This is a genomic window from Arthrobacter sp. Z1-9 (assembly GCF_054792695.1).
Window position 1 is genome coordinate 4,005,790 of the sequence record NZ_CP096456.1, and the last position, 25,783, is coordinate 4,031,572.

General features: G+C 65.6%; 27 protein-coding genes, 1 tRNA gene and 1 riboswitch. Of the genes, 18 read left to right on the top strand and 10 right to left on the bottom strand.

Features of this window, described 5'->3' with window-relative positions; translation table 11 throughout:
* Positions 1-11: 11 nt before the first annotated feature.
* Positions 12-152, bottom strand: a riboswitch (TPP riboswitch).
* A 72-nt stretch (positions 153-224) separates the two neighbouring features.
* The 7 genes from M1D93_RS18535 to M1D93_RS18565 all read left to right on the top strand — a co-directional run bounded on the left by M1D93_RS18535 (position 225) and on the right by M1D93_RS18565 (position 4,446).
* Entirely contained in the window at positions 225-767 is a 543-nt protein-coding gene (locus M1D93_RS18535; protein ID WP_461172916.1) for a heme-degrading domain-containing protein, read from the top strand.
* Positions 768-859: 92 nt separating this feature from the next.
* Entirely contained in the window at positions 860-1,069 is a 210-nt protein-coding gene (locus M1D93_RS18540) for a hypothetical protein (RefSeq protein ID WP_461172917.1), read from the top strand.
* Positions 1,070-1,188: 119 nt separating this feature from the next.
* Complete coding sequence (locus tag M1D93_RS18545; RefSeq protein WP_461172918.1) at positions 1,189-1,665, top strand: DUF4383 domain-containing protein; 477 nt, start codon at positions 1,189-1,191, stop codon at positions 1,663-1,665.
* A gap of 61 nt (positions 1,666-1,726) precedes the next feature.
* On the top strand, positions 1,727-2,788 hold the full coding sequence (locus tag M1D93_RS18550) for an iron-containing redox enzyme family protein (RefSeq protein WP_461172919.1): 1,062 nt from the start codon (positions 1,727-1,729) through the stop codon (positions 2,786-2,788).
* Entirely contained in the window at positions 2,785-3,849 is a 1,065-nt protein-coding gene (locus M1D93_RS18555) for a glycosyltransferase family 2 protein (RefSeq protein ID WP_461172920.1), read from the top strand. The genes M1D93_RS18550 and M1D93_RS18555 overlap by 4 nt, the downstream gene beginning before the upstream one ends.
* Entirely contained in the window at positions 3,846-4,061 is a 216-nt protein-coding gene (locus M1D93_RS18560; RefSeq protein WP_461172921.1) for a CDGSH iron-sulfur domain-containing protein, read from the top strand. Before M1D93_RS18555 ends, M1D93_RS18560 begins: the two co-directional genes overlap by 4 nt.
* A 121-nt stretch (positions 4,062-4,182) precedes the next feature.
* Entirely contained in the window at positions 4,183-4,446 is a 264-nt protein-coding gene (locus tag M1D93_RS18565; protein ID WP_461172922.1) for a DUF4235 domain-containing protein, read from the top strand.
* A gap of 1 nt (position 4,447) precedes the next feature.
* Here M1D93_RS18565 and mnhG read toward each other — a convergent pair whose 3' ends face one another.
* From mnhG to M1D93_RS18595, 6 genes are read right to left on the bottom strand one after another with little or no spacing between them, the layout of a single operon-like run.
* A complete protein-coding gene (gene mnhG / locus M1D93_RS18570) occupies positions 4,448-4,801 on the bottom strand; it encodes a monovalent cation/H(+) antiporter subunit G (protein ID WP_461175067.1) in 354 nt (117 codons plus the stop codon).
* A 46-nt stretch (positions 4,802-4,847) separates the two neighbouring features.
* Complete coding sequence (locus M1D93_RS18575) at positions 4,848-5,126, bottom strand: monovalent cation/H+ antiporter complex subunit F (protein ID WP_461172923.1); 279 nt, start codon at positions 5,124-5,126, stop codon at positions 4,848-4,850.
* Positions 5,123-5,668, bottom strand: a complete 546-nt coding sequence (locus M1D93_RS18580) for a Na+/H+ antiporter subunit E (RefSeq protein WP_461172924.1) — start codon at positions 5,666-5,668, stop codon at positions 5,123-5,125. Before M1D93_RS18580 ends, M1D93_RS18575 begins: the two co-directional genes overlap by 4 nt.
* Complete coding sequence (locus tag M1D93_RS18585) at positions 5,665-7,269, bottom strand: Na+/H+ antiporter subunit D (protein ID WP_461172925.1); 1,605 nt, start codon at positions 7,267-7,269, stop codon at positions 5,665-5,667. Before M1D93_RS18585 ends, M1D93_RS18580 begins: the two co-directional genes overlap by 4 nt.
* Complete coding sequence (locus M1D93_RS18590) at positions 7,266-7,787, bottom strand: Na(+)/H(+) antiporter subunit C (RefSeq protein ID WP_461172926.1); 522 nt, start codon at positions 7,785-7,787, stop codon at positions 7,266-7,268. The genes M1D93_RS18585 and M1D93_RS18590 overlap by 4 nt, the downstream gene beginning before the upstream one ends.
* The gene (locus M1D93_RS18595) at positions 7,784-10,876 is read right to left on the bottom strand and encodes a Na+/H+ antiporter subunit A (RefSeq protein WP_461172927.1); all 3,093 of its coding nucleotides are present in this window, start codon (positions 10,874-10,876) and stop codon (positions 7,784-7,786) included. Before M1D93_RS18595 ends, M1D93_RS18590 begins: the two co-directional genes overlap by 4 nt.
* A 193-nt stretch (positions 10,877-11,069) precedes the next feature.
* Between M1D93_RS18595 and M1D93_RS18600 the strand changes: the two genes are divergently transcribed.
* From M1D93_RS18600 to M1D93_RS18630, 7 genes are all read left to right on the top strand, one after another.
* A complete protein-coding gene (locus M1D93_RS18600; protein ID WP_461172928.1) occupies positions 11,070-12,473 on the top strand; it encodes an MFS transporter in 1,404 nt (467 codons plus the stop codon).
* A gap of 203 nt (positions 12,474-12,676) precedes the next feature.
* Positions 12,677-13,777, top strand: a complete 1,101-nt coding sequence (locus M1D93_RS18605) for a Gfo/Idh/MocA family protein (RefSeq protein WP_461172929.1) — start codon at positions 12,677-12,679, stop codon at positions 13,775-13,777.
* The gene (locus M1D93_RS18610) at positions 13,774-14,733 is read left to right on the top strand and encodes a DUF6807 domain-containing protein (RefSeq protein WP_461172930.1); all 960 of its coding nucleotides are present in this window, start codon (positions 13,774-13,776) and stop codon (positions 14,731-14,733) included. The genes M1D93_RS18605 and M1D93_RS18610 overlap by 4 nt, the downstream gene beginning before the upstream one ends.
* Positions 14,734-14,741: 8 nt before the next feature.
* Positions 14,742-15,464 (top strand): cupin domain-containing protein, encoded by a 723-nt coding sequence (locus M1D93_RS18615; protein WP_461172931.1) that lies wholly within the window; start codon positions 14,742-14,744, stop codon positions 15,462-15,464.
* A complete protein-coding gene (locus tag M1D93_RS18620; protein WP_461172932.1) occupies positions 15,461-16,519 on the top strand; it encodes a LacI family DNA-binding transcriptional regulator in 1,059 nt (352 codons plus the stop codon). The genes M1D93_RS18615 and M1D93_RS18620 overlap by 4 nt, the downstream gene beginning before the upstream one ends.
* Positions 16,516-16,998: a cation:proton antiporter regulatory subunit gene (locus tag M1D93_RS18625; RefSeq protein ID WP_256246589.1), complete on the top strand. Its 483-nt coding sequence runs from the start codon at positions 16,516-16,518 to the stop codon at positions 16,996-16,998. The genes M1D93_RS18620 and M1D93_RS18625 overlap by 4 nt, the downstream gene beginning before the upstream one ends.
* Before the next feature lie 5 nt (positions 16,999-17,003).
* A complete protein-coding gene (locus M1D93_RS18630) occupies positions 17,004-18,185 on the top strand; it encodes a cation:proton antiporter (RefSeq protein WP_461172933.1) in 1,182 nt (393 codons plus the stop codon).
* 18 nt (positions 18,186-18,203) lie between these two features.
* Here the strand turns inward: M1D93_RS18630 and dcd are convergent, their stop codons facing one another.
* Positions 18,204-18,779: a dCTP deaminase gene (gene dcd / locus M1D93_RS18635; protein WP_461172934.1), complete on the bottom strand. Its 576-nt coding sequence runs from the start codon at positions 18,777-18,779 to the stop codon at positions 18,204-18,206.
* Positions 18,780-18,907: 128 nt separating this feature from the next.
* Between dcd and M1D93_RS18640 the strand changes: the two genes are divergently transcribed.
* Positions 18,908-20,626 (top strand): CAP domain-containing protein, encoded by a 1,719-nt coding sequence (locus M1D93_RS18640; RefSeq protein WP_461172935.1) that lies wholly within the window; start codon positions 18,908-18,910, stop codon positions 20,624-20,626.
* Positions 20,627-20,631: 5 nt separating this feature from the next.
* Here M1D93_RS18640 and M1D93_RS18645 read toward each other — a convergent pair whose 3' ends face one another.
* The gene (locus M1D93_RS18645; protein ID WP_461172936.1) at positions 20,632-21,111 is read right to left on the bottom strand and encodes an SRPBCC family protein; all 480 of its coding nucleotides are present in this window, start codon (positions 21,109-21,111) and stop codon (positions 20,632-20,634) included.
* 237 nt (positions 21,112-21,348) lie between these two features.
* On the opposite strand from M1D93_RS18645, the gene M1D93_RS18650 reads away from it, so the two are divergent.
* The 3 genes from M1D93_RS18650 (at position 21,349) to M1D93_RS18660 (ending at position 22,814) form a co-directional block, all read left to right on the top strand.
* A tRNA-Gly gene (locus M1D93_RS18650) sits at positions 21,349-21,419 on the top strand.
* Between the two features lie 103 nt (positions 21,420-21,522).
* On the top strand, positions 21,523-21,663 hold the full coding sequence (locus M1D93_RS18655; protein ID WP_458780133.1) for a hypothetical protein: 141 nt from the start codon (positions 21,523-21,525) through the stop codon (positions 21,661-21,663).
* The gene (locus tag M1D93_RS18660; RefSeq protein ID WP_461172937.1) at positions 21,660-22,814 is read left to right on the top strand and encodes a N(5)-(carboxyethyl)ornithine synthase; all 1,155 of its coding nucleotides are present in this window, start codon (positions 21,660-21,662) and stop codon (positions 22,812-22,814) included. The genes M1D93_RS18655 and M1D93_RS18660 overlap by 4 nt, the downstream gene beginning before the upstream one ends.
* A gap of 44 nt (positions 22,815-22,858) precedes the next feature.
* Here the strand turns inward: M1D93_RS18660 and M1D93_RS18665 are convergent, their stop codons facing one another.
* The gene (locus tag M1D93_RS18665; RefSeq protein ID WP_461172938.1) at positions 22,859-24,103 is read right to left on the bottom strand and encodes an IS110 family RNA-guided transposase; all 1,245 of its coding nucleotides are present in this window, start codon (positions 24,101-24,103) and stop codon (positions 22,859-22,861) included.
* A gap of 312 nt (positions 24,104-24,415) precedes the next feature.
* Positions 24,416-25,735 (bottom strand): MFS transporter, encoded by a 1,320-nt coding sequence (locus M1D93_RS18670; RefSeq protein ID WP_461172939.1) that lies wholly within the window; start codon positions 25,733-25,735, stop codon positions 24,416-24,418.
* Positions 25,736-25,783: the final 48 nt, after the last annotated feature.

The window sequence follows — 25,783 nt, forward strand, 5'->3', positions numbered from 1 at the left end:
CCGTTGCCGCACACTTCGAGAACTCGACTCCCTTGCGCCGGTACTAACCGGATCAGGTTCGAGGGTCTGCGGCTATCCGCACTCTCAGCGCCCACCTGCGGATCCTGGCATGGCCAGTGATGCCCGACGGCGGCGCTCCCCTGTCGTTGAATGATTCTGTCGGTAAATAATCGCCCTTGTGGGCGGGGTCCAGTTTACACCGGAGGAGGGGTAGATTGTGGGCCATGACTGCCAATTCCCCGCATGTGACCGAGTTCGATCCGGATTCCGATGCCGTCCAGCCGGAGGGATCCCTGCAAGCGCTCATCGCCCGGATCGAAGGGGAGATCCACGAGCTCCAGTTTCCCGGCTTCTCCCTGGATGATGCACTGAATCTGGGGCTGCTGCTCGTGGAGCTGGGCAAGGAGGGCCAGTTTCCCATCGCGATAGACATCACCAAGGGCGAGCAGGTGCTGTTCCATGTGGCGCTGCCCGGCGCCACGCCGGACAACGAGCACTGGATCCGCGCCAAGCAGCGCACCGCCGCCCGGTATGAGGTGCCCTCCCTGCTGGTGGGGCTGCGCGGCCGGCTCAATGGCGGACGGATCGAGGACAACGCCTCGTTCGATCAGAGCCGCTATGCGGCCCACGGAGGCTCGTTCCCTGTGTACGTCACGGGGGTGGGTGCAGTCGCAACGGTGACTGTTTCCGGGCTTCCGCAGGTGCAGGACCATGACCTGGTGGTACAGGCCCTGCGCGAGGTCCTCGGTTCCATGTGGACGGACTGACGTCGGGGGCCTCAACGAGTTCGCTATGGACTCCGCCACATGCCGGGAGTACATTCGAGGCGAGCGGCCGGAGTTCCACACAGGAGGACGCCATGATTGGTCCTGCAGCCGAAAACCAGGTGCGGGCGGCGGTGGACAAGGCCGCCGAGGAAATGATCTACATCGGCCCGGACCACCCCTACTATCCCCTGCTGGCGGAACTTGTGTCCGCCGTCGGGAAAGCCTGGCAGCAAGGGTACGAGCACGGCCGGCGCGGCGGGCACCATGCCAATCCCTACATGTGGAGCACCTCGGAGGGGTGAGCACCACCCGGCCACAGGGGCCGCGCAGCGGCCGCCGTCCAGCAGGATGCAAAGCGTCCTTAGCTTTTATTAGTAACCATGCTTACTATGTTGTCTCCCGGCTTTTGAGGAGACAGGTCATGACAATCAGCACCCGGGCCACCGGAGCGAGGACCGGCCTGCAAAAGGCCGCGCTTGCAACCGGCGCCCTCTTCCTGCTGGTCGGTGTCCTGGGGTTCATCCCCGGGATCACCACTAACTATGAAGCCCTGGGCATGGCCGGGCACCGCTCGGGAGCCTTGCTGTTGGGCGTTTTCCAGGTATCCATCCTGCACAACATCGTGCACCTGGCCTTCGGGGCGGCGGGACTTTTGCTGGCCAGAACCCACCAGCAGGCAAGGAGCTTCCTCATCTACGGGGGCGTTGTTTACCTGGTCCTCTGGCTCTACGGCCTCCTGGTGGGCGATCAAACCCCGGCCAACTTTGTCCCCGTCAACGGGGCCGACAACTGGCTGCACCTGGCCTTGGGGCTGGGCATGATCATCCTGGCCATCCTGTTGTCACCGCGGACCACCCCACGCCGCCGCCCCGGCCGGAACTCGACCACCCAGCCATAACCGAACCGTCACCGTCGACGCCGCAGCACCGGCAGCACCACCTGCCGCCCAAAGGAGCATCATGAAAATTCCGGAACCCCGAGGTCCCATCAGCACCGCACTGTTCGGTGCCCTGGCAGTTGCCCCCGGCACCGGCGACGGCGCCACGGGCGTGGAGGAACTGCGCCGGCTGGTCACGGAACAGCTGGATGCAGCCACTGACATCATCGCGGACGACGACGTCCAGCTGGCTCTCTTCTGCCTCTACGAGCTCCACTATTCCGGCCTTGACGGCGTCAGCGATGACTGGGAGTGGGAGCCGGGCCTTATCCAGGTCCGCCGCCTGCTCGAAAGGCCGTTCGAGGAAGCGCTGCGTGCCGCTGCCCAACCGATAGCCGGCGAGCTGGACCTGCCGCCTGCAGCGGAGATGACCAGTGACGCTGTGGCCGACGTCCTGTTCGGACTTGCCGGCACCGACACGGGGCCCAGCGTGTCCCGCTACGTGGCCAAGAAGGCGAGCCTGGACCAGCTCAAGGAGTTCCTGATCCACAAGTCCGTCTACCAGCTCAAGGAAGCAGACCCGCACACCTGGGCCATCCCCCGGCTCACGGGGAGGCCGAAGGCTGCACTGGTGGAGATCCAGGCCGACGAGTACGGCGGGGGACGCCCCGAGCGCATGCACAGCGCGCTCTTTGCCCGCACTATGCGGGGGTTGGGCATGAACGACGAATACGGGGCCTACGTCAACGCGGTACCCGCAGTCTCCCTGGCCGCGGTGAACATGATGTCCCTCTTCGGGCTGAACCGCCGGCTTCGCGGCGCCATCACCGGACACCTGGCACTTTACGAGATGACCTCCTCCCAGCCCAACCGCCTTTATGGCAAGGGCTTCCGGCGGCACGGCTTCGATGCGGACGTGACCCACTATTTCGACGAGCACGTTGAAGCCGACGCCGTCCACGAGCAGATCGCCGGCCGGGACCTGGCCGGTGGACTGGTGGAGGCTGAGCCCGGGCTGCTCGCGGACGTTCTGTTGGGGGCAACGGCGGCAATGGCGATCGACGGCAGGCTTTCCACGCACCTTTTGGGGTGCTGGGAAAACGGACAGACCTCGCTGCGGGCGGGCGTGCCGGCGGCAGCATGAGTACTCAGGCCATCAGGCAGTCCGCAGAGTACATCCTGCCGCTGCGCTGGACCGAGGATTCAGCACTCCCGGACCTGGTCGCCTACCTCGGGCACCTTACCGGGTGGATACCCGTCACCGTGGTGGACGGCTCCGCTCCGGAACTGTTCAAGCGGCATGGGGCAGCTTTCCCGCCTGGCGTCCGCCATATCCGTCCGGCAGCGGGCGAAGACAGCCACAGCAAGGGTGCAGGCAACGGCAAGGTGGCCAGCGTCATGACCGGCGTCCGTGCCGCCAAGGCTGAGCTGCTGGTGATAGCCGACGACGACGTGCGGTACACGCGCGAATCGCTCACCGCCGTCGTCAATCACCTCGACTCGGCGGACATCGTACGGCCGCAGAACTACTTTGAGCCCCTGCCGTGGCACGCGTGGTGGGACACGTCCAGGACCCTGATCAACCGGGCCTGGTCCGCGGACTTCCCCGGCACCCTGGCCGTACGGCGGAGTGCACTGCTGGCCACCGGCGGTTACGATCCGGTGCTCTTTGAAAACCTCGAGCTGATCAGGACCGTCAAGGCAGCCGGCGGCAAGGAAAAAATCCTGCCGGACCTGTTCGTTGCCCGCAGGCCGCCCGGACCACGTCACTTCCTCAAGCAGCGCACCCGCCAGGCCTACGATGACTTCGCCCAGCCGGGCCGCCTCGCCGCGGAGCTTTCCCTACTTCCGGCGATCGCCGCAGCAGCCTGCCTTCCCGGGCGGCTCCGCGGGCGCGCCTTCCTGGGACTGGCGGCGGCGCCGGTCGTCATCGCCGGCATCGGACGACGACGGAACAACGGGGCTGCGGTCTTCCCCTTCCGGGCCGCGTGGTGCGCCCCGCTGTGGGTCCTCGAACGGGCAGTGTGCATCTGGATCGCGCTGGCATTCCGGCTAGGCGGGGGCGTTCCCTACGCCGGACAACGGATCAGGACCGCCGCCCACTCGGAGGCTGAACTGCAGCGCAAACATTCCGGAAAACTGGCCACATTGCGCCAACAATACGTCCCGCCTTCCGCCACCCATCCACACCAGGAGCAGCCATGAACCAGGAACCCGCCGAAAGCTCGATCGTGGTGTGCCCCGACGGGCCCCTGATCGTCCGGGGCGACTTCGAAATCGTGACGCCCTCCGGCGAGCCCGTCCCACGCGAGCGCAAGACTGTTGCACTGTGCCGCTGCGGCGCCTCGGCCATCAAGCCCTACTGCGACGGCACCCACAAGATGATCAAGTTCCGGACGGAACCGCCCGTTGCTTGAACAGCGCTCCTCCACTGAGTGCGCAACGCCAACAGCGAACCGGCGCTTTGCCGCACCGGCCGCCGCCATGATGCCGCTAGGCTGAAGTCAGTCCGTTTCCCGCCCGCAAGGAGTACTAAGAATGAACCTCTTCATCAAGCTGCTCGGCACCGGTGTGAGCCTTGGCGCAGGCTTCGTCGGAACCAAGCTGGTCAACACCATCTGGGAAAAGTCCACCGGACGGAAGCCGCCCACCGGCAGGGACGAGGATATCCCCACCAGCTTGCAGTCGGCGCTGACCTTCGCGTTGATCTCGGCCTCGGTCAGCACCATCATCCAGGTCCTGGCCAACCGCGGCACCCAGCGCGCCATCAGCCGGTTCGCCAAGAGCGAGGACATCGTCTGACCTAGTGCACCGGGCCGTCGCCGGAGCCGTCCTCACGGGCGGTTTTGGCGGCGGCTTTCTGTACCACTGCCTCCAGCTCATCGGCCGTCAGCAGCTCGCGGTGCAGGTGCTTGGTGCGGTAACCCGCCCTGCCCACCATGTGGGCAGACACCGGCACCGTCAACAGCTGGAAAATCCAGGCGACCACCAACGCGGGCCAAACCCACCAGGTGCGCATCTGCAGGCCGATGGCTGCCAGCAGCAGGAACAGCCCCAGCACCTGAGGCTTGGTGGCGGCGTGCATCCGGCTCAGGAGGTCCGGAAAACGCAGCAGGCCGATCGCGGCACCCAGGGACATAACGGCCCCCACCACCATAAACACGGCTGACAGCAGGTCGATCCAGCTGTCGAGGGAAGCTGCTTCAGGATTCAATGGGCTGTTCCCTTCGATCGGCCACGAACCTGGCAACCGTGACGGACCCGATGAAGCCGATGATGGAGATGGCCACCACGAGCATCAGGTTGTTCAGGTGCCGGTTCACGGCCATGTCCACACACAGTGCCCCGCCCAGGATGGCGAGCAGGACGTCTGTGGCAAGCACCCGGTCCAGCAGCGACGGCCCGCGGGAAATCCTGACGATGGCGCCGGCAGCGGCCAGCGAGAAGATGACGGCTGTAACAACCAGGACGGTTTGCATCATGACGCAGCCTCCAGACGGACGGTTTCGAGTTCTTCCCTGGTACCCATGATCCGGATCAGCCCGGCCTCGATGGACAGCACCTCGTTCCGGAGGTTCTCCACTTCCTCCGGGGAGCTGATGTTCAGCGCATGCAGGTAGAGGGTGGAGGTCGACCTGTCCACCTCCACCACCAGCGACCCGGGAATCAGGGAAATCACGTGCCCGGTGGCGGTGACCAGCAGGTCCTGGTGGCTGCGCAGGGTCACGGCCACCACCGCATTCTTAACCCGTGGCCCGCGCATTATTGCCAGGTACAGGACCTGTGCGCTGGCAACCACCACCTTGGCCAGGAACGTGAGTGCGAACGGGACGGCGTGAAGGATGTTGAAGCGGCCGCTGAGTTCCACCGGCGGGAGGTAGAACAACCTGGCCACTGCAACAGCCAGCAGCGCACCGAACAGGAGGTTTCCGGGGCTGAAGTCCTGCCACAGTGCACCCCAGACGATGACCAGCCACACCAGGAGTGGAAGTTCCTGGCGCAGCGAGATGCGCCGGCGGCTCATTTTCCTCCTCCTGACGTGAGAACCATCGGGACAGTGGTCTCCTCGCCCAGCACGGCCTGGATATACGAGGACCTGTCCAGCATGTCCTTGGCGGCGTGGTCGGAGACGGTGAACAGCGGACCCGCGAAAACAGTGAGCGCGACGCCGAGGACCACCAGGCCCAGGGTGGAGCCCACCATGGTGCGCGGCAGGAGGGTCGCAGTGTTCCGCTTGGCGCCCGGGCCGGCCATTGCTGCCATCGGCGGGGCCAGCAGCACGGGATCGGGATGTTCGGCGTCGCTGGGGCTGCGCCAGAAGGCGCGGTTCCACACCCTGGCGACCGCGAGCAGTGTCAGGAGGCTGGTGACAACCCCGCCGATCACCAGCGCGTACGCCAGCGGCGTGCCCAGCTCGATGCCGGCCTGCATCAGCCCCACCTTCCCCAGGAATCCGGAGAACGGCGGGATGCCGGCCAGGTTCATGGCGGGAACAAAGAACAGCAGCGCCAGCAGCGGCGAGAGTTTGGCGAGGCCGCCCAGCCGGTCCACGGACGAGCTGCCGCCACGGCGTTCAATCAGACCGGTCACCAGGAAGAGGCTCGTCTGGATGGTGATGTGGTGGGCCACGTAGAAGACTGCCGCGCCCAGGCCGGCCGTAGACGACATGGCGAGGCCGAACACCATGTAGCCGATGTGGCTGACCAACGTGAACGAGAGCAGACGTTTGATGTCGTTCTGCGCCAGCGCACCCAGGATTCCCACCACCATGGTCAGCAGGGCGGCCACCATCAGGGGTGTGTTGAGGGTGTCACCGGGAAAGAGCAGGGTCTCGGTCCGCACCATCGCGTAAACGCCGACTTTGGTGAGCAGGCCCGCGAACACAGCTGTGACCGGTGCGGGCGCCGTGGGGTAGGAGTCCGGCAGCCAGAACGACAGCGGGAAGACAGCCGCCTTGATGCCGAAGGCCACCAGCAGCATCACGTGCAGGAGCGTTTTGGTGCCCTGGTCAAGCTCGCCGAGTTTGATGGCAAGGTCGGCCATGTTGACGGTGCCCGTGGCACCGTAAATCATGGCGATGGAAATCAGGAACAGCACCGATGACACCACGGACACCACCACGTAGGTAACGCCCGCCCGGATCCTCGGCCCGGTGCCGCCAAGGGTCATGAGGACGTAGCTTGCCGTCAGCAGGATCTCGAAGCCTACGTAAAGGTTGAAGAGGTCCCCCGAGAGGAACGCGTTGGAGACACCGGCCACCAGGATCAGGTAGGTGGGGTGGAAGATCGAGACCGGCGCGTCCTGGTCGCCGTCGGCCATGCCTTGCCCGGTCGCGTACACCAGCACGGCGAGGCTCACGGCTGAAGAAACCACCAGCATGAGGGAGGAGAACTGGTCCACCACCATCACGATGCCCCACGGCGGCAGCCAGCCGCCGATGGTCACGGCAGCCGTCCCGCCGTCCCACACGGAGGCCAGCAGGAAGCATTCCAGCAGGAGCGTGAGGGACAGCAGCGCAATGCTGACCGCCCGCTGGGCCCGTGAGTGCCGGATCAGCAGGAAGGTCAGGGCGGCGCCAAGGATGGGAAGTACGACGGCGAGCGGGGCAAAGCTTGCGATGTTCACTTTCCGACTCCTTCCGGGCCTAGGGCCACATTTTTGGAGCCGGGTTTTTCTTCCGCTGCAGCATGTTCCACAGGCATCTCACGTCCGCCTGCCATGAGCGTGGCGACTGGGAACTCCGAAGTCTCGGCGGGAATCTCGGCGTCGTCCTCCGCGTCGAAGCTTGGCGTTTCCGCGACGCGGCGGTCTTCCACGTCGTCCTGGATTTCATCCTGGCGGGCCAGCACCCAGGTGCGGTAGATGATGCCGAGCATAAAGGCCGTGACGGCAAAGGAGATCACAATGGACGTCAGGATCAGGGCCTGGGGAAGGGGATCGTTGTAGTCCTGGGCGGCGATGTCCTTGGAATACAGCGGGGCGAGTCCGGAGTATCCGCCCGTTGCCAGGATCAGCAGGTTTGTGGCATTGGCCAGGAGCATAAGTCCCAGCAGTACCCGCGTGAGGCTGCGCTCCAGGATCAGGTAGATTCCACAGGCATACAGGGCGCCCATAACTATCAGCAGGGTCAAATTGATGCTCATGCGTGGCCCTTTGCGGTGGTCTCTGCGGGGAGGCCTTCAGGCCTCTGTTCCCGTGCGGGCGTGTCATGCGCGGCAATGCCTGCGGCCTGCGCGTCCCCGGCGGATTCCTGCCCGTCGTCTGCCATGTCATGGGACACAGCAGCGGAGCCCTTTTCAAAGTGCTCGTCGATTTCGGCTCCGAGGCTCCGCAGGACGTCCAGCACCAGCCCCACCACCACAATGTAGACGCCGATGTCGAAGATGGTTGACGTGACGAACTTGATGTCTCCGAACACGGGCAGCCAGAGTTCGATGATGGCCGTCTGGAACACCTGGCCGCCCAGCAGCAACGGCGCTACGCCTGATGCTGCGGCAACTGCCAACCCCACGCCCAGGAGGGCGCCGGCGCTGATGGGGGTGGCCTCGCGCAGTTCGAACCGGCCGCCGGCCAGGTAGCGGATGGTCAGGGCAAGGCCGGCGGTGAGGCCACCGGCGAAGCCACCGCCCGGCAGGTTATGGCCGGCCAGCAGGAGATAGAGCGAGAAGATGATCATGGAGTGGAAGACCAGCCGGGTGACCACCTCGAAGATAATGGAGCGGCGCTCCGGAGCCAGGGTCCTGCCGGCCACAATCCACGCGTCGCCTGCGGACGCGGCGAACTTCCGGCTCACGGCCAGCGCTGCAGCGTCACGGGAACCGGGGTTGACGCCGCGGTAGCGGCCGACCGTGCCCGCGGCAACGGTGGCGGAGTTCTTGATCCGGTCGCCGCGGCCCCGGACGAAGATGAGGCTGGCGACACCTGTTGCCGCCAGGGCAAGGACGGTGATTTCGCCAAAGGTGTCCCAGGCCCGGATGTCCACGAGCGTGACGTTGACGATGTTCAGTCCCCCGCCGCCCTCGTAAGCAAGGCGCGGAAACTCCAGCGAGACCGGGATGGCTGTCCGGGCGCCCATGGCGAAGATCGCGGCGAACACCATGGTGGTGCCGAAGCACAGTCCGATGATGACGCGCACCACCCGGTATTTGCCGCCGGTGCGGTCCCGAAGCTCGGGCGGCAGGCTCCGCAGCGCCAGGACAAAAGCCACCAGGACGATGGTTTCCACCAGCATCTGGGTCAGGGCCAGGTCCGGAGCCCCCTGAAGGGCAAACATCAGTGCGATGCCGTAGCCGGTGACGGAAACCATCAGGACCGCCAGGAAGCGCTTGTTGGCCTTGACCGCGGCCAGGGCGCCAATCACGATTCCTGCGCCCACCACCAGTTGGAGCGGCGAGCCCGGATCCACAAGGTAGATCCCGTCCGGAAGCGGCTTACCCGCCAGCAGGATGGCGGACAGGGGAAGCACAAAGGCGACACTGAGGATGACGGCCAGGTAGTAGTACAGCGAACCGCGCTGCGTGCGTCCGGTAACCCACACAGCAACGTCATCCAGCGCCCCGATGGTGTACTGGTAGCCCTTGTCCGAGTCCACCCACGGCGGCACCAGGGACTGAGCCCGCGAAACCGCGTTGCGGCCAGCGTACATCGCCAGGCCAAGGGCGAAAGTGAGGGCGGTCAAACCAAGCGCCGGTGTGAAGCCGTGCCACAGCGCGAGGTGGCCTGCCTGCTCAGCGGGCGTGCCGGCGTCGGGGGCGGGGGAAGCAAACAGCGCGGCGTAGGGCTGGATCCATGCGTCCACCGGGACTGGCCAGAGGCCGTAGGCAATCGTCAGGACGCTGAGGATGGCCGGCGCGGCGAGGAAAGAGGGCCTGACGGCCTTAAACGGTGTGGGCTCCACTCCTGCCTTCACGGCAAACGCGCCCCACATAAAGCGTGCGCTGTACGCGAAGGTCAGGACGGATCCCAGGACCAGCCCGGCCAGGACCACCATCCCCCAGGGACCGGCGGCAGGGTCACTTGCGTGGTGGACGAAGGCCTCCAGTACCGATTCCTTGGCCACGAAGCCGGCCAGCAGGGGCACGCCTGCCATGGACGCGGCGCCGACGCCGGCCACAATCCCCAGGGCACGCGAGGACCTGAAGACCCCGGAAAGCTTGCGGACGTCGCGGGTGCCGGACTGGTGGTCGATGATGCCCACCACCAGGAACAGGGTTGCCTTGAACAGACCGTGGGCCAGCAGCATGGCCAGGCCGGCGAGGGCGGCGTCCGGCGTGCCGAGCCCCACCACCATGGTGAGGAACCCGAGCTGGCTCACCGTGCCGTAGGCGAGGATGAGCTTGATGTCGCTCTGCCGCAGCGCCCGGTAGCCGCCCACCAGCATCGTCGCCAGCCCGAGGCCCAGCACCACCGGCTGCCAGAAGGACGTCTCGGCGAAGCCCGGAGCCAGCCGTGCAACGAGGTAAATGCCCGCTTTGACCATCGCCGCGGCGTGGAGGTAGGCGCTGACCGGGGTGGGGGCCGCCATGGCGCCGGGGAGCCAGAAATGGAAGGGGACCAGCGCCGATTTGGTGATGGCACCCACCAGGATGAGTACGACGGCGGCACTCACCATGCTGCCGGAGGGTCCGCCCACTAACGCGGTTGCCTGCTGGAGGATATCCGAAATGCGGTAGGTGCCGGACGCGTGGCCAAGCATGATCAGGCCCACCAGCATCGCCAGGCCGCCCGCGGTGGTGACCATAAGTGCCTGGAGGGCGGACCGCCGCGCTGCCAGCCTGGTGCGGGCAAAGCCGATCAGGAGGTAGGACAGGATGGTGGTGAGTTCCCAGAAGATGAACAGCAGCAGGAGGTCGTCCGCCACCACCAGGCCGAACATGGCTCCGGCGAAGGCCAGGAGCTGGGCTCCGAAGGGGCCGAGGTCCTGGTCCCTCTTTTTGAAGTACCTTGCGCAGTAGACCAGGACCAGCGAGCCGACGCCCAGCACCAACAGGGACATGACCCATGCCAGAGCATCCATCCGGAAGGCGAACTCAAGCTGGAGCCCCGGAATCCAGGGGACCACTTCGGCGACCGCCCCGTCCCCGGAGTAAACGGGGCCGTGCTGCAACAGCAGCCAGATAAAGGAGACGGCGGGAACACCCGCCAGCGCGTAGAAAGCGTTACGGCCCCAGGCCCTGAACAGGAGCGGGGCCACCACAGCCACCGTAAAGTGCACGGCAAGGACTGTGATCACTGTTATCTCCGCAACGTCAGGGGTTCGATTGTCAAAAGTTGGAGCTGGCGGTCATCGGTTAGGTTCGGGAAGGCCCAGTTTATCAAGCTCCGCCTCCTCTTCCTCCGTCCGTGTTGTATCCTTGCCCCGCTTCCCCCGGCCTGGCAGGCGTCGGGTCCGCGGCCTGTTCGCCACGGGCGGATACGATGCACGTATGAACAGCGCCAGCGCTCCCGGGGCAACGCAGCCGTCCTCGGAACTTGAATCCGGGAATCAGGCAACCAGCAAGGGGCGCGTACTCGCCTGGGCATCGTGGGACTGGGGCTCGGCAGCATTCAACGCTGTGATGACCACTTTCGTCTTCACCGTTTACCTCACGTCCAACGCGTTCGGCGGCGAAGACCAGGCGTCGGCGGTCCTTGGCGGGGCGCTGGCCGTTGCCGGCTTCGCCATCGCTTTGCTGGCTCCGGTCACCGGTCAACGGTCGGACGCCGGCGGAAGGCGCAAGCTGTGGCTGGGAGTCAACACGGCCGCCGTCGCCATCCTTACCGCGCTGTGTTTCTTTGTGTTCCCCCGGCCAGAGTTCCTTCTGCTGGGGGTGACCCTCATCGCCCTCGGCAACGTCTTCTTTGAGTTCGCCGGCGTCAATTACAACGCCATGCTGGCCCAGGTCTCCACGCCGCGGAACATCGGGAAGGTCAGCGGCCTTGGCTGGGGGGCCGGCTACCTTGGCGGCATCGTTGCGCTGTTGATCGTCCTGCAGTTGTTCGTCCAGCCCAGCTTCGAGTGGTTCGGGTCCTCCACGGAGGACAGCCTGAACATCCGGCTCGTGGCAGTCTTCTCCGCCCTGTGGTTCTTTGTGTTCGCCCTGCCCGTGCTGTTTGCCGTGCCCGAACTGCCGAAGGCTCCGCAGGCACGCCGCCTGGGAATCGTGGCCAGTTATGGCCTGTTGATCCGCCGGATCAAGGCGATCTACGCCACCAGTCCGCACACCATCTACTTCCTGCTGGCCAGCGCCGTCTTCCGTGACGGCCTGGCCGCGGTCTTCACCTTCGGTGGAATCATCGCCGCAGGCACCTTCGGCTTCGAACTGCCCCAGGTCATTTTCTTCGCTATTTTCGGCAACGTGGTGGCCGCCGTAGGCGCCATCGTCGGTGGATTCCTTGATGACAAGATCGGGCCCAAATCAGTGATTATCGGCTCCCTCGTCGGCCTGCTCATCGCCGGCACCGTCATCCTCGTCCTGGGCAACGGCAACTACGTTTTCTTCGGCATGGACTGGCCCGGCAGCACCACTTTCTGGGTGTTCGGGCTGTTCCTTTGCCTGTTTGTGGGTCCCGCCCAATCCTCGTCCCGGGCGTACCTGGCCCGGCTTGCCCCGCATGGCGAATCGGGCGAACTCTTCGGGCTCTACGCCACCACGGGCCGGGCCGTCAGTTTCCTGGCTCCGGCGCTCTTTACCCTCTGCATCACGCTGGCCACCCCGCTGGTGGCCCCGGGCGAGGCCCAACGGTGGGGCATCTTGGGAATCATGGTGGTTCTCCTGGCCGGGCTCCTGGTCCTGCTGCCGGTGAAGTCACCGGATAAGGCCCCCATCGCGGTGGTCCCCTCCGCCTGATTGTCCGAACGCTGGCGCAGCACGGGCATCTGCTTTGCCCCGGCTCTGCCCGCCGCACCCGTCACGCCGTTCCGCCGTTCCGTCCCTTCCTCTGTTCCGGCCGTTCCGCCGTCCCGACGCAAAGGTCTTGACTCCTTCTGTTATCGATCACATACTTGTCAGGATCAATAAATGAATCCTTTCAATGACGAGGAGCACCACCCATGGAGCAGGTCCCGCACCGCCCGCGCGCAGCCATCATCGGCACGGGGGGCATAGCCCACGCCCATGCCGAAGCCCTTGAACTCGCCGGCGCGGAGCTAGTGGTCGCGGTGGACATCGACGCGGACCGCGCAGCAGCATTTGCGGACAAGATGGGCTTCGCCCGGACGGCGCCCAGCCTGGCCGCAGCCGCCGAAGCCGGCCTGGACGTCGTCGCCGTCTGCACCCCGCCGTCGTCGCACGCCTCCCTGGCCCTGGAGGCACTGTCCCTCGGCCTGAACGTGGTGCTGGAGAAACCTCCGGCACTGTCGCTTCGGCAGATGCGGGAACTGCAGGAGGCGGAGCGCGCGTCCGGCAAGCACGTCAGCTGCGTCTTCCAGCACCGCTTCGGCAGCGGGGCCCGCAAGTTGGCGGCGCTGCAGGAGTCCGGCGCCCTGGGCGCCGCACTCACCGGCTTCTGCAACACGCTGTGGTTCCGGAACCAGGAATACTTTGACGTTCCGTGGCGGGGCCTGTGGGACGTTGAAGGCGGCGGGCCCACCATGGGGCACGGCATCCACCAGTTCGACATGCTGCTCCATCTCTGGGGCCAGTGGCAGGAAGTTACCGCCTTTGCCGGCAGGCTAGCGCGCCGCACGGAGACCGAGGACGTGTCCACCGCCATCGTTCGTTTTGAATCCGGCGCCCTCAGCACCGTCATCAACTCCGTCATTTCACCGCGCGAAACCTCCCAACTCCGGTTCGACTACGAGAACGCCACCGTGGAACTTGAGCACCTCTACGGCTATGACGACTCCCACTGGCGCTTCACCCCGGCCCCGGGACAGGAGCACCTCGCCGACCTCTGGGCAGACGGTTCCGCGGTCATACCCAGTGGCCATCCCGCCCAGTACGCACACATCGTTGACGCGATCAGCTCGGGTGCCGTTCCGCCGGTTACCCTCACCGAGGCCTACCCCACGATGGAACTCGCGGCCGCAATCTACGCTTCGGCCATCACCGGCAAGACCGTCCGCCGCGGAGAAATCACTGAAGGAAACCCGTTCTTCGACCGCGCAGACGGCCGGTTCGAACCCTGGAAACTCGAAAAGAGCAACGCATGAGCACTGCCGCCCCCGCATCCTCCGCCACCCCCTTCAGCTGGGTCGACGACGGGGCAGCCGTCGCCGTCTCCCTGGACGGCGTCGCTGTGCTGACGTATACCTACGCAGCCGACGATCCCCAGATGGAGTCACCCAGGCCCTATTTCCATCCGGTCCGGACCCGAAGCGGCGACGTGGTGAGCGCCTACCGCCCCCATGACCACGTGTGGCACAAGGGCATCGCCTGGTCCCTGCCGCACCTGGGACCGGACAACTTCTGGGGCGGACCCAGCTACCGGCGCGGCCAGGACTACCAGTGGCTGCCCAACAACGGTGTCATGCGGCACGGCCAGCTGCGCCACGCAGCGGACGACGGCGGCAGGTTCAGTTTCGCCCATACGCTGCAGTGGATAACGCAGGCGGGGTCCCTGGTGGTTGAGGAGGAACGGTCCTTCCAGGTAGTGCCGGGTGATGATGACAGCTACATCCTGGTCTTCGACTCAGCGATGACCAACGTTTCCGGGGAGGAGATCCACATCGGATCGCCCACCACCGAGGGACGTGACAACGCCGGTTACGGCGGGCTGTTCTGGCGCGGTCCCCGCTCCTTCACCGGTGGAACGATTATCGGGCCCGGCGGGGCAACCGGCGAAGAACTGCGCGGACAGCGTGCCCCGTGGCTTTCCTTCGTGGGCCAGCACGATGAAACGTGCCGCTTTTCCACGGTTGTTATGGTCGAGGACCCCCGCAGCGAACACCCCCAGCCGGAGTGGTTTGCCCGGTCTGAGCCCTTCGCCTGCATGGGTCCGGCGCCGTTCTTCAGCCAGGAAGTCCTGTTCCCGGCCGGCTCCACCTTGCGGTACCGGTACGGCGTGGTCATAGCGGACGGCGAATCGGACTCCGGCCGGGCGGAAGCACTTGCAGCCGCCGCCCGCGATGTCCTGGCAGAGGCCTCTGCGATCCGGGCAGGAGGGTGAAGGAAACAGTGAAAGCTTCCGGCTTCCCCGGCGGTACCGCGGTGAGTGGCCTGCGGGTCTACGACTGGGAAGCCCGCGACGGTCTGTGCGGCGGATCCCCGCACCTGCATACCGTCTCCTCCGAGGCCTACCTGGTGACAGGCGGGACCGGCCAGGTCCACACCATCTCGATGGACGGCCCCGCCACAGATGAGCTTGCCGCGGGATCCCTGCTCTGGTTCAGCCCCGGAACCGTCCACCGCCTGGTCAATACGGCCGGGCTGACGCTCAACGTCATTATGTCCAACGCCGGCCTGCCCGAAGCGGGAGATGCCGTGCTGACCTTTCCGCGGGACATCCTCCAGGACCCGGACCTTTATGCGCAGCACGCTGTCCTCCCCGCCGGCACAGACCAGTCAGTGATTGCCTCCGCTGCCCGACGGCGGCGGGACCTGGCGCTGGAAGGATACGCCGACCTGCATGAATCCGTCCGCCGTGACGGGCCGGAGGCCCTGGCTGATTTCCATCGCCTTGCCGTGGCGCTGGTCCGCCCGAACGTGGAGCGCTGGAAGGAAATCTGGGCTGCGAACGTCCGCAGCCAGATGGCGGCAACCGAGCAAGCGCTGCTGGAGCTGGAGGACGGCTCGGCAGCCTCGATGGCAGGAGCGGCAGTGGCCCGGGCCCGGCAGCGAACCGGTGAAGGCTACGGCATGTGCGGCCGGCTGACCACGTGGGAAGATTCCAGGTTGTGACACAAACCCCCGCCGAGTCCCGTCAACCCGCCCGCGCTCCCACCATCTACGAGGTGGCGCGGCTCGCCGGGGTCTCGCACCAGACGGTCTCCAGGTACATGGCGGACCGCTCCAAGCTGAAGGCCGCCACCTCCGAAAAGGTGGAACGGGCCATGGCGGAACTGAAGTACTCGCCCAACCTGACCGCGCGTTCCCTGCGGACCAAGGCCACGTACCGGCTCCTGGCCCTGGTGCCCGGCGCCTCACCCTATTTTCCGTCCCGGATGCTCAACGGGGCAGCCGCCACCGCCCACGCAGCCGGCTACCAGCTCGACGTCGTGGCCCTGGAAGGAACGGGGCCGGAGCGGACCGCGAGGCTCCGAAGGATCCTCGCTGGCGGCCCCTTCGCCGGGGCCCTGTCCTTCGTGCCTGTTTCGAGCAGCGACCTCCTGCAGGCGCAGGAGCGCATCCCGGTAGTAGTCGCCGGCGAGTACGACGACAAGATGCGCGGCCAGGGCCGGATTTCCGACGGCTCCGCGGCGCAGGCCATCGTGGCACACCTCGCCGGCCTGGGGCACCGGCGGATTGCCCACATCGCCGGGCCACAGGAGTGGCCTGCCGCGCGCAACCGCCTGGCCGTGTACCGGCAGGCGGTCACCGACGCCGGCATGGAGGACGCCGGCATCGCAGTCGCTGAATGGAGCTCTGCCTCCGGTTACAGTGCAGCCAGGACCCTGATGGCTGATTCCTCCATCACCGCCATCTTCGCCGCCAACGACCAACTGGCCATCGGCGCCATGCGCGCCCTCCACGACCTTGGCCTCACTGTGCCGGCGGATGTCAGCGTGGTGGGGTGGGATGACCACCCGGAGTCCGCCTTCCTGGTGCCCTCGCTGACCACCCTGCACATGGACTTGGAGGCCCAGGGAAGCAGCACCATGCACCAGCTGCTCGCTGCGCTCAACCCTGATGCCCCGGCTTCCCCGGAGCCGGGCCCTACGGCGATGCGGCTGGTGGTGCGGGAATCCTCAGGGCCCGCGCCAAGCGGGCCGCGGCAGACTAGGCTTGATTCATGAACGTGGACGAGACGGATCTTCCGGGGCTTGGCCGGCGGAAGGATTTTATGACGGCATCCGGCCGCCGTATCGGCGTGGTGGAGCTGCGGGAAGGCCAGATGGAACTCATCGTTTCCACCTGGGATGACCCCGATACCTGCCAGGCCTCGATTCCCCTGACCGGGGACGAGGCTGCAGCCCTCGGCAACCTCCTGGGCGGGCAGCACCTGGCCATGAAACTGACGGAAGAACACAAAGACGTTCCCGGCATCGTCACCCGGCAATTCTCGATCGTGCCGGATTCCCCGTTCCAGAACCAGCCCATGGGGAAGGCCTGCATCCGCACCCGCTGCGGCGTTTCGATTGTGGCCATCATGCGCGAAGGCGAGGTGCTCCCCTCGCCGGGGCCCGACGTCGTCCTTCACACCGGCGACCTGCTGGTAGCTGTTGGCACCCAGGAAGGCCTCGACTCGGCGGCCGATATCCTGCGTAACGGATAAACGCGATGGACCCGTTGGCCCTGACCCTCATCGAACTGGGGGCCGTTGTGTTCTGCCTCGGCCTCCTGGCCAGGCTGGCCGGACGGATCGGAATGTCACCCATCCCGCTGTATCTCTTAGGCGGGCTCGCCTTCGGGGCCGGCGGGATCGTCAAGCTCGAAGGCATGCAGGAATTTGCACACCTCTCCGGGGAAATCGGCGTCATCCTGCTGCTGCTTATGCTCGGACTGGAATATACGGCCGCCGAGCTTTTTACTGGCCTTCGCCGCTCCTGGCAGGCCGGTGTACTCGACCTGGTGCTGAACTTCCTCCCTGGCGCCGCCCTTGCCCTGCTGCTGGGCTGGGGCGGGGTGGGCGCCATGGTGATGGGCGGAGTCACCTACATCTCCTCATCGGGAATCGCAGCGAAAGTCATCACGGACCTGGGCCGGCTGGGCAACCGTGAAACTCCCGTGGTGCTGTCCATCCTGGTGTTTGAAGACCTGGCGATGGCTGTCTACCTGCCCATCCTCACAGCAATGCTGGCCGGGGTGAGCTTCCTGGGCGGGCTGACCACAGTGGGGGTCGCGCTGGCCGTGGTGAGCCTCGTCCTGATGATTGCGCTGCGCCACGGACACCGGGTGTCGAAGGCCGTGCACAGCGAGAATTCCGAGGTGTTCCTCCTTAACGTGCTGGGGGCCGCACTGCTGGTGGCCGGCCTGGCCTCAGCCATGCAGGTCTCCGCCGCTGTGGGGGCCTTTATGCTGGGAATCGCGATCTCCGGCGCCACCGCCCACAATGCCACCCGCATCCTGGAGCCGTTGAGGGACCTGTTTGCCGCCATCTTCTTTGTGGCGTTCGGGCTCAACACCGACCCCACGTCCATTCCGCCGGTGCTCGGCTGGGCACTCGTGCTCGCCCTCATCACCGCAGCCACCAAGATGGCAACCGGGATCTGGGCCGCACAGCGAATGGGCATTGCACGTCCCGGCCGGTTCCGCGCGGGCGCCACCCTGATAGCACGCGGCGAGTTCTCGATTGTCATCGCCGGGCTGGCCCTGGCCTCCGGGGCGATTCCTGAAGAACTGGCCGCGCTTGCCACTGCCTATGTGCTGATCATGGCAGTGGTTGGTCCGCTGGCGGCACGCTACGTGGAACCCCTGGTCAAGGCCGGGCGGCCGGCCGCGGGTGTTGCTGCCAAAGCCTAAAGAGCGGCTGCCGCAAACCTAGATGGCGGTGCGGTGGAAGTTCAGGTGGCTGCGGCTGGCTGTCGGCCCGCGCTGGCCCTGGTAGCGGTTGCCGTAGTCGCCCTGCCCGTAGGGGTAGTCGGCGGCCGAGGTCAGCCGGAAGAAGCACAGCTGGCCAATCTTCATGCCTGGCCACAGCTTGATGGGCAGTGTGGCCATGTTCGAGAGTTCCAGGGTGACATGGCCTGAGAAGCCGGGGTCGATGAAGCCTGCAGTGGAGTGCGTCAGCAGCCCGAGCCTGCCCAGGGATGATTTGCCTTCCAGCCGTGCCGCAATGTCGTCAGGAAGCGTGACCGTCTCATAAGTGGAGCCCAGGACGAACTCGCCCGGGTGCAGGATGAAGGGTTCGTTCTGTTCCACTTCTACCAGGCGGGTGAGTTCCGGCTGCTGTTCTGCGGGATCGATGTGCGCGTACTTGTGGTTGTCGAACAGGCGGAAAAACTTGTCGATCCGGACATCCACCGACGACGGCTGCACCATCGCGGGTTCGTACGGTTCCAGCACGATCCGCTGGGAGTCTATTTCGGCGCGAATATCGCGGTCAGAGATCAGCACCGTCCCAAATTACCGTATCGGTTATCCACAGCCACATTCTTTCGTTGTTCCTGTGAACTGGTGGGGCTAATGTTGCCTCAGTGATTCAGGCGCCGGATGGTCTCCCGGATGGCCCAACAGAGCTGGGGATGTTTGTGAATAGATTGGTCGCGCCGTCTTTTATTGGCGTGCTCTGCGCGCTGGCGCTGGTTTCCTCGTCCGCGGGCACCGCGCCGATGCCGCTCCCGGCAAGCCAGGCGGCGAGCGCGGCGGAACCGCGAAGTGTCACCCTGGGCCCAGCCAGGGTGAACGACGACGGCGGCGCTTCCCCGGGCGACCCTTCGGCTGCCTCGAGGCTCACCCCCGCCGTGGAACCGGACATCCGCCCGGCGTCGCCGGCTGGAAGCACGGGTTCGGCTGCAGCAGAGCCAGCCACCGGAGCACCTGCCGCGGAGGCCCCCGCCGCACCTGCGCCGGCCCCCGGTGCAGCCGAAGAACCAGCCCCACAGGTCCCCTGGATCCCGCCACTCTGGGCGCCGGACGAGGAACTGGTGCCATCCGCCCAGCGCATGGCGGTCCCGGAGGCCGCAACAGCTTCGCCTGCGCCGGAGGCACTGATCCCGGACAGCAATGCTGCGGCGGTCCTCACGGTATTCAACAGAATCAATGAATACCGGGCGTCCAGGGGCCTGAACCCGGTGAAGTACCACCCCAGGGTGGCAGGCCTCGCACAGGAATGGTCCGACAGCATCGCTTCCCGTGAGGTTATCGAGCACCGGGCCAGCTTCTGGACTGACACGCGGGCCATGACTCCCAACAACGGCGCCGGTGAAGTCATCGCCATCCGCACCGACCGCGACGCCGCCCAGCTGGTGGAGTGGTGGAAGGGATCGCCCGGCCATAACGCCATGCTGCTCGATCCGCGTTTCAACGTTATGGGTGCCGGAATCACGTACACGGACCGCACCTACAAAATCTGGGGCGTGGTGAACTTCTTTGGTTACACCACCCTTCCGGCCGGCACTCTCGATTCCCCCGGCGGTTCCGGATCAGGCATTGCTTTACCCTCGCCGGCGCCGAGCATGTGCGAAGCTCCCGTCCGGCACATGCCGCCCACGTTGGACCTCTCTGCAGCAGCAATCACGGGGCCAGCCGACCTCGTGACTGTCGACCCAGCCGGCCAGCTCCTCGCCCGGGCGGCCACCGGCGCGCGCACCTATGCAGCGGCCAGGCCCATCGGCTCAGGCTTCGCGGGCGCCAAGGAAGTGTTCACCACCGACTGGGACCGCGACGGCGCATATGACCTCCTGACGCAATGGACCAGCGGAACGCTTACCCTGCACCGCGGCATTGAAACCGGCGGGTTCCAGGCACCGGTCACGCTCGGGCGCAGCGGCTGGGAAACGCTCACCCTTGCCGTGGGCGGCTGGTGCGCCAACAACAGGTTGCCCCAGCTTCTGGCCCTTGACGGGGCCGGAAACCTGTACCTGTATCCCAACAAGGGCTCCGGTGATCTCGCCGCGCGCGCACTGATCGGCACCGTCGGCGCTGCCCGGAAGTTGTCCATGGTGGATTACGACGCCGACGGATTCCAGGACGTCCTGGCGCTCCGGCCCGACGGAACAGTCCAGCTTCACCGCGGCTGGGGCAGCACTGCCCTGCGTGCGGAGGCAAGGCCTACCGTTGCCACCGGCTGGGGCGACGTTACGGGCATTCGGCCGCTGCGGGACGTTACCGGACTTAACTCCACGGGTTTGGCACTCCGCCGGGCCGGGGACGTGGTGCAGTACTGGGACCTGACCTCGGGAAACCTCGCATCGCCGTCGAACCTTGCAGGGCCATGGGCGGGGCAGCGAATGGCCCAGTAAAGAGGCTAAATGGCCGGCTGGAGCTCCAAGACGTCTTTGAGGCGCTCCAGCTGGGCTACCTCGGAGTTGAGGCTCCGTTGCATCATCGTGTTGAGGAATCCGAGCCGGTTCAGGAAAGCAAGCCGGTTCAGGAAAGCGTAGGGCCCCTCTTGCTCGGCCTCCACCGCGAACCGGACGCGCGTTCCCGACGTCTCTGTGCTCAGGTAAAAGCCGCCCGACCGGCAGGCCGGGCCCGAAATGACGTCGAACTGGATTTCAGCCCCCGGTCTCGCCTGGGTGATTTCCAGGTCGGCCGGAATGCTCAGGCCGGACCGCCCTGCCACCATCTGCCTGTACACGGCACCCTTGGTCCCGGCGGAGCCACGCAGCAGTTTGACGCTGCGGACACCGTCACGCCAGAGCGGCAGGTTGGTTGCATCGAGCAGGTACAGGTAGACAGCCATGGCGTCGCGGCGGATGAGGACCTCATGCTCTGCGAATGCCATCGGCAACTTTCGTGGTTGACTGCTATCTGCCGCAGCAGCTGCACCCCCCGGCTCTGCAGCTACCCGGATCAGGTTAGCCCGCGCTCCCCCGCCCCCACCTAGCCAACGCCCGGGACGTTATTGAACAGTTACTGGATGACGCCCGGGTGACCGGACACGGGCGTCCTACCTTCCGCTTGGACGGCCCATGGACACTTCTGCGCTAAGCTATGTTCTGGCCCCTGGAATGGGGGCGATGCGGCTGTAGCTCAATGGTAGAGCGCTAGCTTCCCAAGCTTGATACGCGGGTTCGATTCCCGTCAGCCGCTCCCCGAATGCAGCGGAAGCGATCCCAACCGCCCCTGTGCCATTAGGTACCGGCGTGTATCGTCAGAGGTCAGGAACCTCTTCGGTTCCGCTACAGGAGCAATCATGGCTGACAAGTCCCCGCGTCAAGCAGCATCCAAAAAATCCGGCAAATCCATCAAGGAAAAGCGCGCGGACAAGAGGGCCGCTTCCGCGCCGGCCAGCTCCCTGGACGTGACGTCCAGCAAGGCCGCAAAGAAGAAGTGACGGGCCTCGAGAGCAAGCTGACCCTGGGCGTCCTGGCGTCCACCCGAAAACCGGCCGAGCGCAGGCTCCCCATCCATCCGCTGCATTTTGAGCGCATCGCGCCCGATCTCCGGCGGCACATCATCCTCGAGCAGGGCTACGGCGAGCGCTTCGGCGTCCCGGACTCGCATCTTTCTGCCTTGGTGGGCAGGATGGCGGGCCGGGGGGAACTGCTGGCGGAGGCCGACGTCGTCCTCCTGCCGAAGCCGCAGCCGGAGGATCTGGCCGAGCTGCGGGACGGGCAGGTCCTCTGGGGCTGGCCGCACTGCGTCCAGGACCGCGCCATCACGCAACTGGCTATCGACAAGAAGCTGACGCTGATTGCCTTCGAGGCAATGAACCACTGGGCCAGCGACGGCGGCTTTGGCCTGCACGTCTTCCACAAAAACAACGAGCTCGCGGGGTACTGCTCAGTCCTGCATGCTCTCGCACTGACTGGCTCAACCGGCGTTTACGGGCGGCGCCTGAGCGCAGTGGTGATCGGTTTCGGCGCCACGGCCCGCGGCGCGGTGACGGCGCTGAATGCCCATGGTGTGCATGACGTCCAGGTGCTGACCAACCGCGGAGTGGCCGCCGTCGGCGCGCCGATCCACTCGGTCAATATCGTCCAGTTTGATCACGACGACGAGGCGCCCTTCCTGAGCCAGGTCATCACCGAGCGGGGCCGGGTGCCGCTTGCCCCGTTCCTGGCCGAGAGCGACATTGTGGTCAACTGCACCCTGCAGGATCCCAATAATCCGCTGACCTACCTGCGGACAGGGGATCTTGACGCCTTCAGGCCGGGAAGCCTGATCGTGGACGTGTCCTGCGACGAGGGGATGGGCTTCAGCTGGGCCAGGTCCACCACGTTCGCGGATCCCATGTTCACCGTTGGTGACCACATCGACTACTATGCGGTGGACCACAGTCCGTCCTACCTCTGGAACTCCTCCACTTGGGAGATCAGCCAGGCCTTGCTCCCGTTCCTGGCAACCGTTATCGACGGCCCGGAGGCGTGGGCCGGGAACGACACCATTACCCGGGCCATCGAGATCCGGGACGGCGTAGTCCGTAATAAGGACGTCCTCGAGTTCCAGAAGCGGGAAGCCGCGTACCCGCACCTGGCCCTCTGACATGAAAATGAGGGTTGGGCGAATGGTTGCCGGCAGGGGGCGATTTATCCAGTTTGGTGCAGGGGCTCGAGGGTGACCTGGTAACCCAGGGATTCGAGTTGTCCGATTGCGCGGGCTTTTGCCTTGGCGGGTGTGCGTTGCGTGAAGTAGTCGGCTCCGGGGTCGCGGTAGAGTTCGCCGGTGGCGAGCATGTGCCAGGCCGCGGTGAGCATGGCATGTTCGACCGCAACGAGAGCCTTAACGGGTCCGCGCCGGAAAGCGATGCGCCGGTACTTCGCTGAGAAGTATGTGCCGTTGGACCGTACCGCCGAGAGGGCCGCGATGCCCAGGGCGCCTTTGAGGTATCTGTTGCCCGGGCGGGTCTTGGTTGATTTGATCCGGCCGGCGGATTCGTTGGCTCCGGGGGACGTGCCTGCCCATGATGCCAGCTGTTGCGGTGTCGGGAAGACCCTCATGTCGGCTCCGGTTTCGGCGATGAAGACCTCGGCGATGGTGGTGCTGAATCCCGGGATGCTGGTCAGGAGCTCCCGGGCGAGGCGAAAGGGCTCCATCGCCTCCTCGATTCTGGCGCTGAGGTCTTTGATGTCGGCGGTGTGGGCATCGATGCGGTGCAGATAGAGGGCCGCCATGTAGCGGTGATGGTCGCTGAACCGGCCGGTGAGTGCGTCGGTGAGCTCGGGGATCTTTGCACGCATCCTCGCGTGGGCCAGTTCCGCCAGTACGGCGGGGTCGTCCTCCCCTTCGATGAGTGCCTGCAGCATCAGCCGTCCCGAGAGCCCGGTGATGTCCGAGGCTACCGAGGACAGTTTGATGCACGCGTCCTCGAGCAGTTTCTCCAGGCGCTGCATTTCCCTGGTGCGTTCACGGGTGATTAGTGTCCGGGCGCGGGTCAGGTCCCGCAGCTCGCGTACCGGTGGCGGGGGCACGAAGGAGGCTCGGACCAGCCCGTGAGCGCCGAGATCGGCGAGCCAGGCCGCGTCCGAGACATCGGTTTTGCGGCCGGGGACGTTTCTGGCGTCGCGGGCGTTGACCAGGATCACGTCCAGGCCTTCGTCTTCGAGCAGGTAGTAGAAAGGGCGCCAGTAGTCGCTGGTGGCTTCCATCACGACCAGGGTCACGTGTTCGTTCAGCAGGTGGTCCCTCAGGTCCAGGATCCGCGCGGTCATCGCGGCCCAGGTCGTGACGGTGGACGTGGTGGGCCGGTTGCCGCGGCCCTGGATACGGACGCAGACCTTAGCGTCCTTCTTCGAAACATCGACACCCGCGCAGCGCGAGTGAATGACCTCCATGGTGGATCACCTTCCGAAACCGTTCGTGCGGACAAGGCGTCTGTGTTCCGGGGAGGGCGGATAAACAACAAATCTGACATACGTGCTCGAAGGCAACATTCCACGGTCCCGCGGACAAAAAGCTGTGCCCTCCACCACCAAACTAGCCCACAGGCTCACCGGCACCATAGAAGCATCGGGGACGACCGAAACACACTCATCAAGTCTGCCCCGCACCATGGAACAACACCAGATATCACCGGCTCAGGTGCCCGCGACGTATATTTTCCATCCCCACGGCGGAGCGAAGCCCCTCGGGAACTAGCCTGGCTTTCAGGCCGCCGTCGCCTTGCTGACGATGCTCACGGGGTGGCGGCGGTCCTTGAGGCTGACACGAAGCAGCAGCGAACCTTTCCGGGCCAGGACGACGGCGACTGTCAGGGCCGCAAGGGCCGGGACTCCCCCGGCCACCAGCAGGGCCGCATGCGGGCTGGCGTGCTCCGAGAGCCAACCGAGCATCGGCCCGCCGATGGCCTGGCCGCCGACGAGCACCATGATGTACAGGCTTACCACCCGGCCCCGGATACTCATGTTTGAACTGACCTGGACCAGCTGGTTGGAGCCAGTCAGGAACATCAGGCACCAGAATCCGGACAGCACCATCACCGCTCCGAACATCACCATGGTGGGCGCCGCGGCGGCAAGGCAGAGCATGACTCCGTACATGCCGGCGCAGAACACTACGGAGCGCAACCGCAACTGCCTGCGCCGGGTAGAGGCAACCGCCCCGGCAATGGCCCCGAGGGCAACGAGAGCGTTTAGCAGTCCGTAGCCTCCTGCCCCGACGTTGAAAACGTTGTCGGCGAAGGCGGCCAGCACCACAGGCAGGCTCATGGCAAAAACCGCAATGAACCCCGCCATCAGCCACGGCCAGTAGATGGTGGGCTTACTGAGGGCGTAGCTGAGCCCTTCCCGCAGCATGGCCACGGTGGAGCAGCAGGCGAAGGCGTTGCCGGCGAACGCCCATCCTGCCCCCACCGCTGTGAGCAGCCATCCGGCCAGGGCAGGGCCTATCAGGCCGCCCAACTGGTAGGTGGTGGAGTTGACGCTGATGGCATTTCGCAGGTACTTCGGGCCCACCAGTTCGTTGACGAACACCTGCCTGGCAGGCTGATCCAGCACGGTGACCAGCCCGAGCACCAAGGCGATGACGTAGACGTGCCAAACCTCCACGGCGCCTGTCAGTGCAAGAATCGCGAGCGCGGCGGCCAGGAGCGCAGCCATGCTCTGGCAGAGGATCAGGATCTTGCGCTTGGCGAACCTGTCGGCCACCATGCCACCCCAGGGGCCCAGCAGAAGCGAAGGCAGGAACTGCAGTGCAACGGTGATCCCCACTGCAGTCACGGATCCGGAAAGCTGCAGGACCATCCAGTCCTGGGCAATCCGCTGCATCCAGATGGCGATGACGGCGATGAAGTGGCCGATCGCGAAGATCCGGAAGTTGGGAACCCTCAACGAGATAAAGGTGTGTTTCCATGGCAGCCGTTCAGGGACGACGGCGAGCGGCTGCGTCTGGGTGTCCGGCTGTACAGCGCTTGCGGAGTCGATGACGGGCTGGGTGACAGTTGCCGATGACGGCGGTGGGGGTGCCACAGGTGTGTCCTCAAAATTGCGGTCGGTCCGGGATGCCGTTAACGCTAG

What these genes read in the sequence shown, in the direction of transcription:
- M1D93_RS18545 (WP_461172918.1), top strand. Translation starts at nt 1,189, where the DNA reads ATGACAATCAGCACCCGGGCCACCGGAGCGAGGACCGGCCTGCAAAAG.
- M1D93_RS18625 (WP_256246589.1), top strand. Translation starts at nt 16,516, where the DNA reads ATGAACGTGGACGAGACGGATCTTCCGGGGCTTGGCCGGCGGAAGGAT.
- M1D93_RS18560 (WP_461172921.1), top strand. Translation starts at nt 3,846, where the DNA reads ATGAACCAGGAACCCGCCGAAAGCTCGATCGTGGTGTGCCCCGACGGG.
- M1D93_RS18610 (WP_461172930.1), top strand. Translation starts at nt 13,774, where the DNA reads ATGAGCACTGCCGCCCCCGCATCCTCCGCCACCCCCTTCAGCTGGGTC.
- M1D93_RS18600 (WP_461172928.1), top strand. Translation starts at nt 11,070, where the DNA reads ATGAACAGCGCCAGCGCTCCCGGGGCAACGCAGCCGTCCTCGGAACTT.
- M1D93_RS18630 (WP_461172933.1), top strand. Translation starts at nt 17,004, where the DNA reads ATGGACCCGTTGGCCCTGACCCTCATCGAACTGGGGGCCGTTGTGTTC.
- M1D93_RS18540 (WP_461172917.1), top strand. Translation starts at nt 860, where the DNA reads ATGATTGGTCCTGCAGCCGAAAACCAGGTGCGGGCGGCGGTGGACAAG.
- M1D93_RS18590 (WP_461172926.1), bottom strand. Translation starts at nt 7,787, where the DNA reads ATGAGCATCAATTTGACCCTGCTGATAGTTATGGGCGCCCTGTATGCC.
- M1D93_RS18580 (WP_461172924.1), bottom strand. Translation starts at nt 5,668, where the DNA reads ATGAGCCGCCGGCGCATCTCGCTGCGCCAGGAACTTCCACTCCTGGTG.
- M1D93_RS18575 (WP_461172923.1), bottom strand. Translation starts at nt 5,126, where the DNA reads ATGATGCAAACCGTCCTGGTTGTTACAGCCGTCATCTTCTCGCTGGCC.
- M1D93_RS18640 (WP_461172935.1), top strand. Translation starts at nt 18,908, where the DNA reads ATGTTTGTGAATAGATTGGTCGCGCCGTCTTTTATTGGCGTGCTCTGC.
- M1D93_RS18550 (WP_461172919.1), top strand. Translation starts at nt 1,727, where the DNA reads ATGAAAATTCCGGAACCCCGAGGTCCCATCAGCACCGCACTGTTCGGT.
- M1D93_RS18555 (WP_461172920.1), top strand. Translation starts at nt 2,785, where the DNA reads ATGAGTACTCAGGCCATCAGGCAGTCCGCAGAGTACATCCTGCCGCTG.
- M1D93_RS18645 (WP_461172936.1), bottom strand. Translation starts at nt 21,111, where the DNA reads ATGGCATTCGCAGAGCATGAGGTCCTCATCCGCCGCGACGCCATGGCT.
- M1D93_RS18605 (WP_461172929.1), top strand. Translation starts at nt 12,677, where the DNA reads ATGGAGCAGGTCCCGCACCGCCCGCGCGCAGCCATCATCGGCACGGGG.
- M1D93_RS18665 (WP_461172938.1), bottom strand. Translation starts at nt 24,103, where the DNA reads ATGGAGGTCATTCACTCGCGCTGCGCGGGTGTCGATGTTTCGAAGAAG.
- M1D93_RS18655 (WP_458780133.1), top strand. Translation starts at nt 21,523, where the DNA reads ATGGCTGACAAGTCCCCGCGTCAAGCAGCATCCAAAAAATCCGGCAAA.
- M1D93_RS18535 (WP_461172916.1), top strand. Translation starts at nt 225, where the DNA reads ATGACTGCCAATTCCCCGCATGTGACCGAGTTCGATCCGGATTCCGAT.
- M1D93_RS18565 (WP_461172922.1), top strand. Translation starts at nt 4,183, where the DNA reads ATGAACCTCTTCATCAAGCTGCTCGGCACCGGTGTGAGCCTTGGCGCA.
- mnhG (WP_461175067.1), bottom strand. Translation starts at nt 4,801, where the DNA reads ATGGTGGTGGGGGCCGTTATGTCCCTGGGTGCCGCGATCGGCCTGCTG.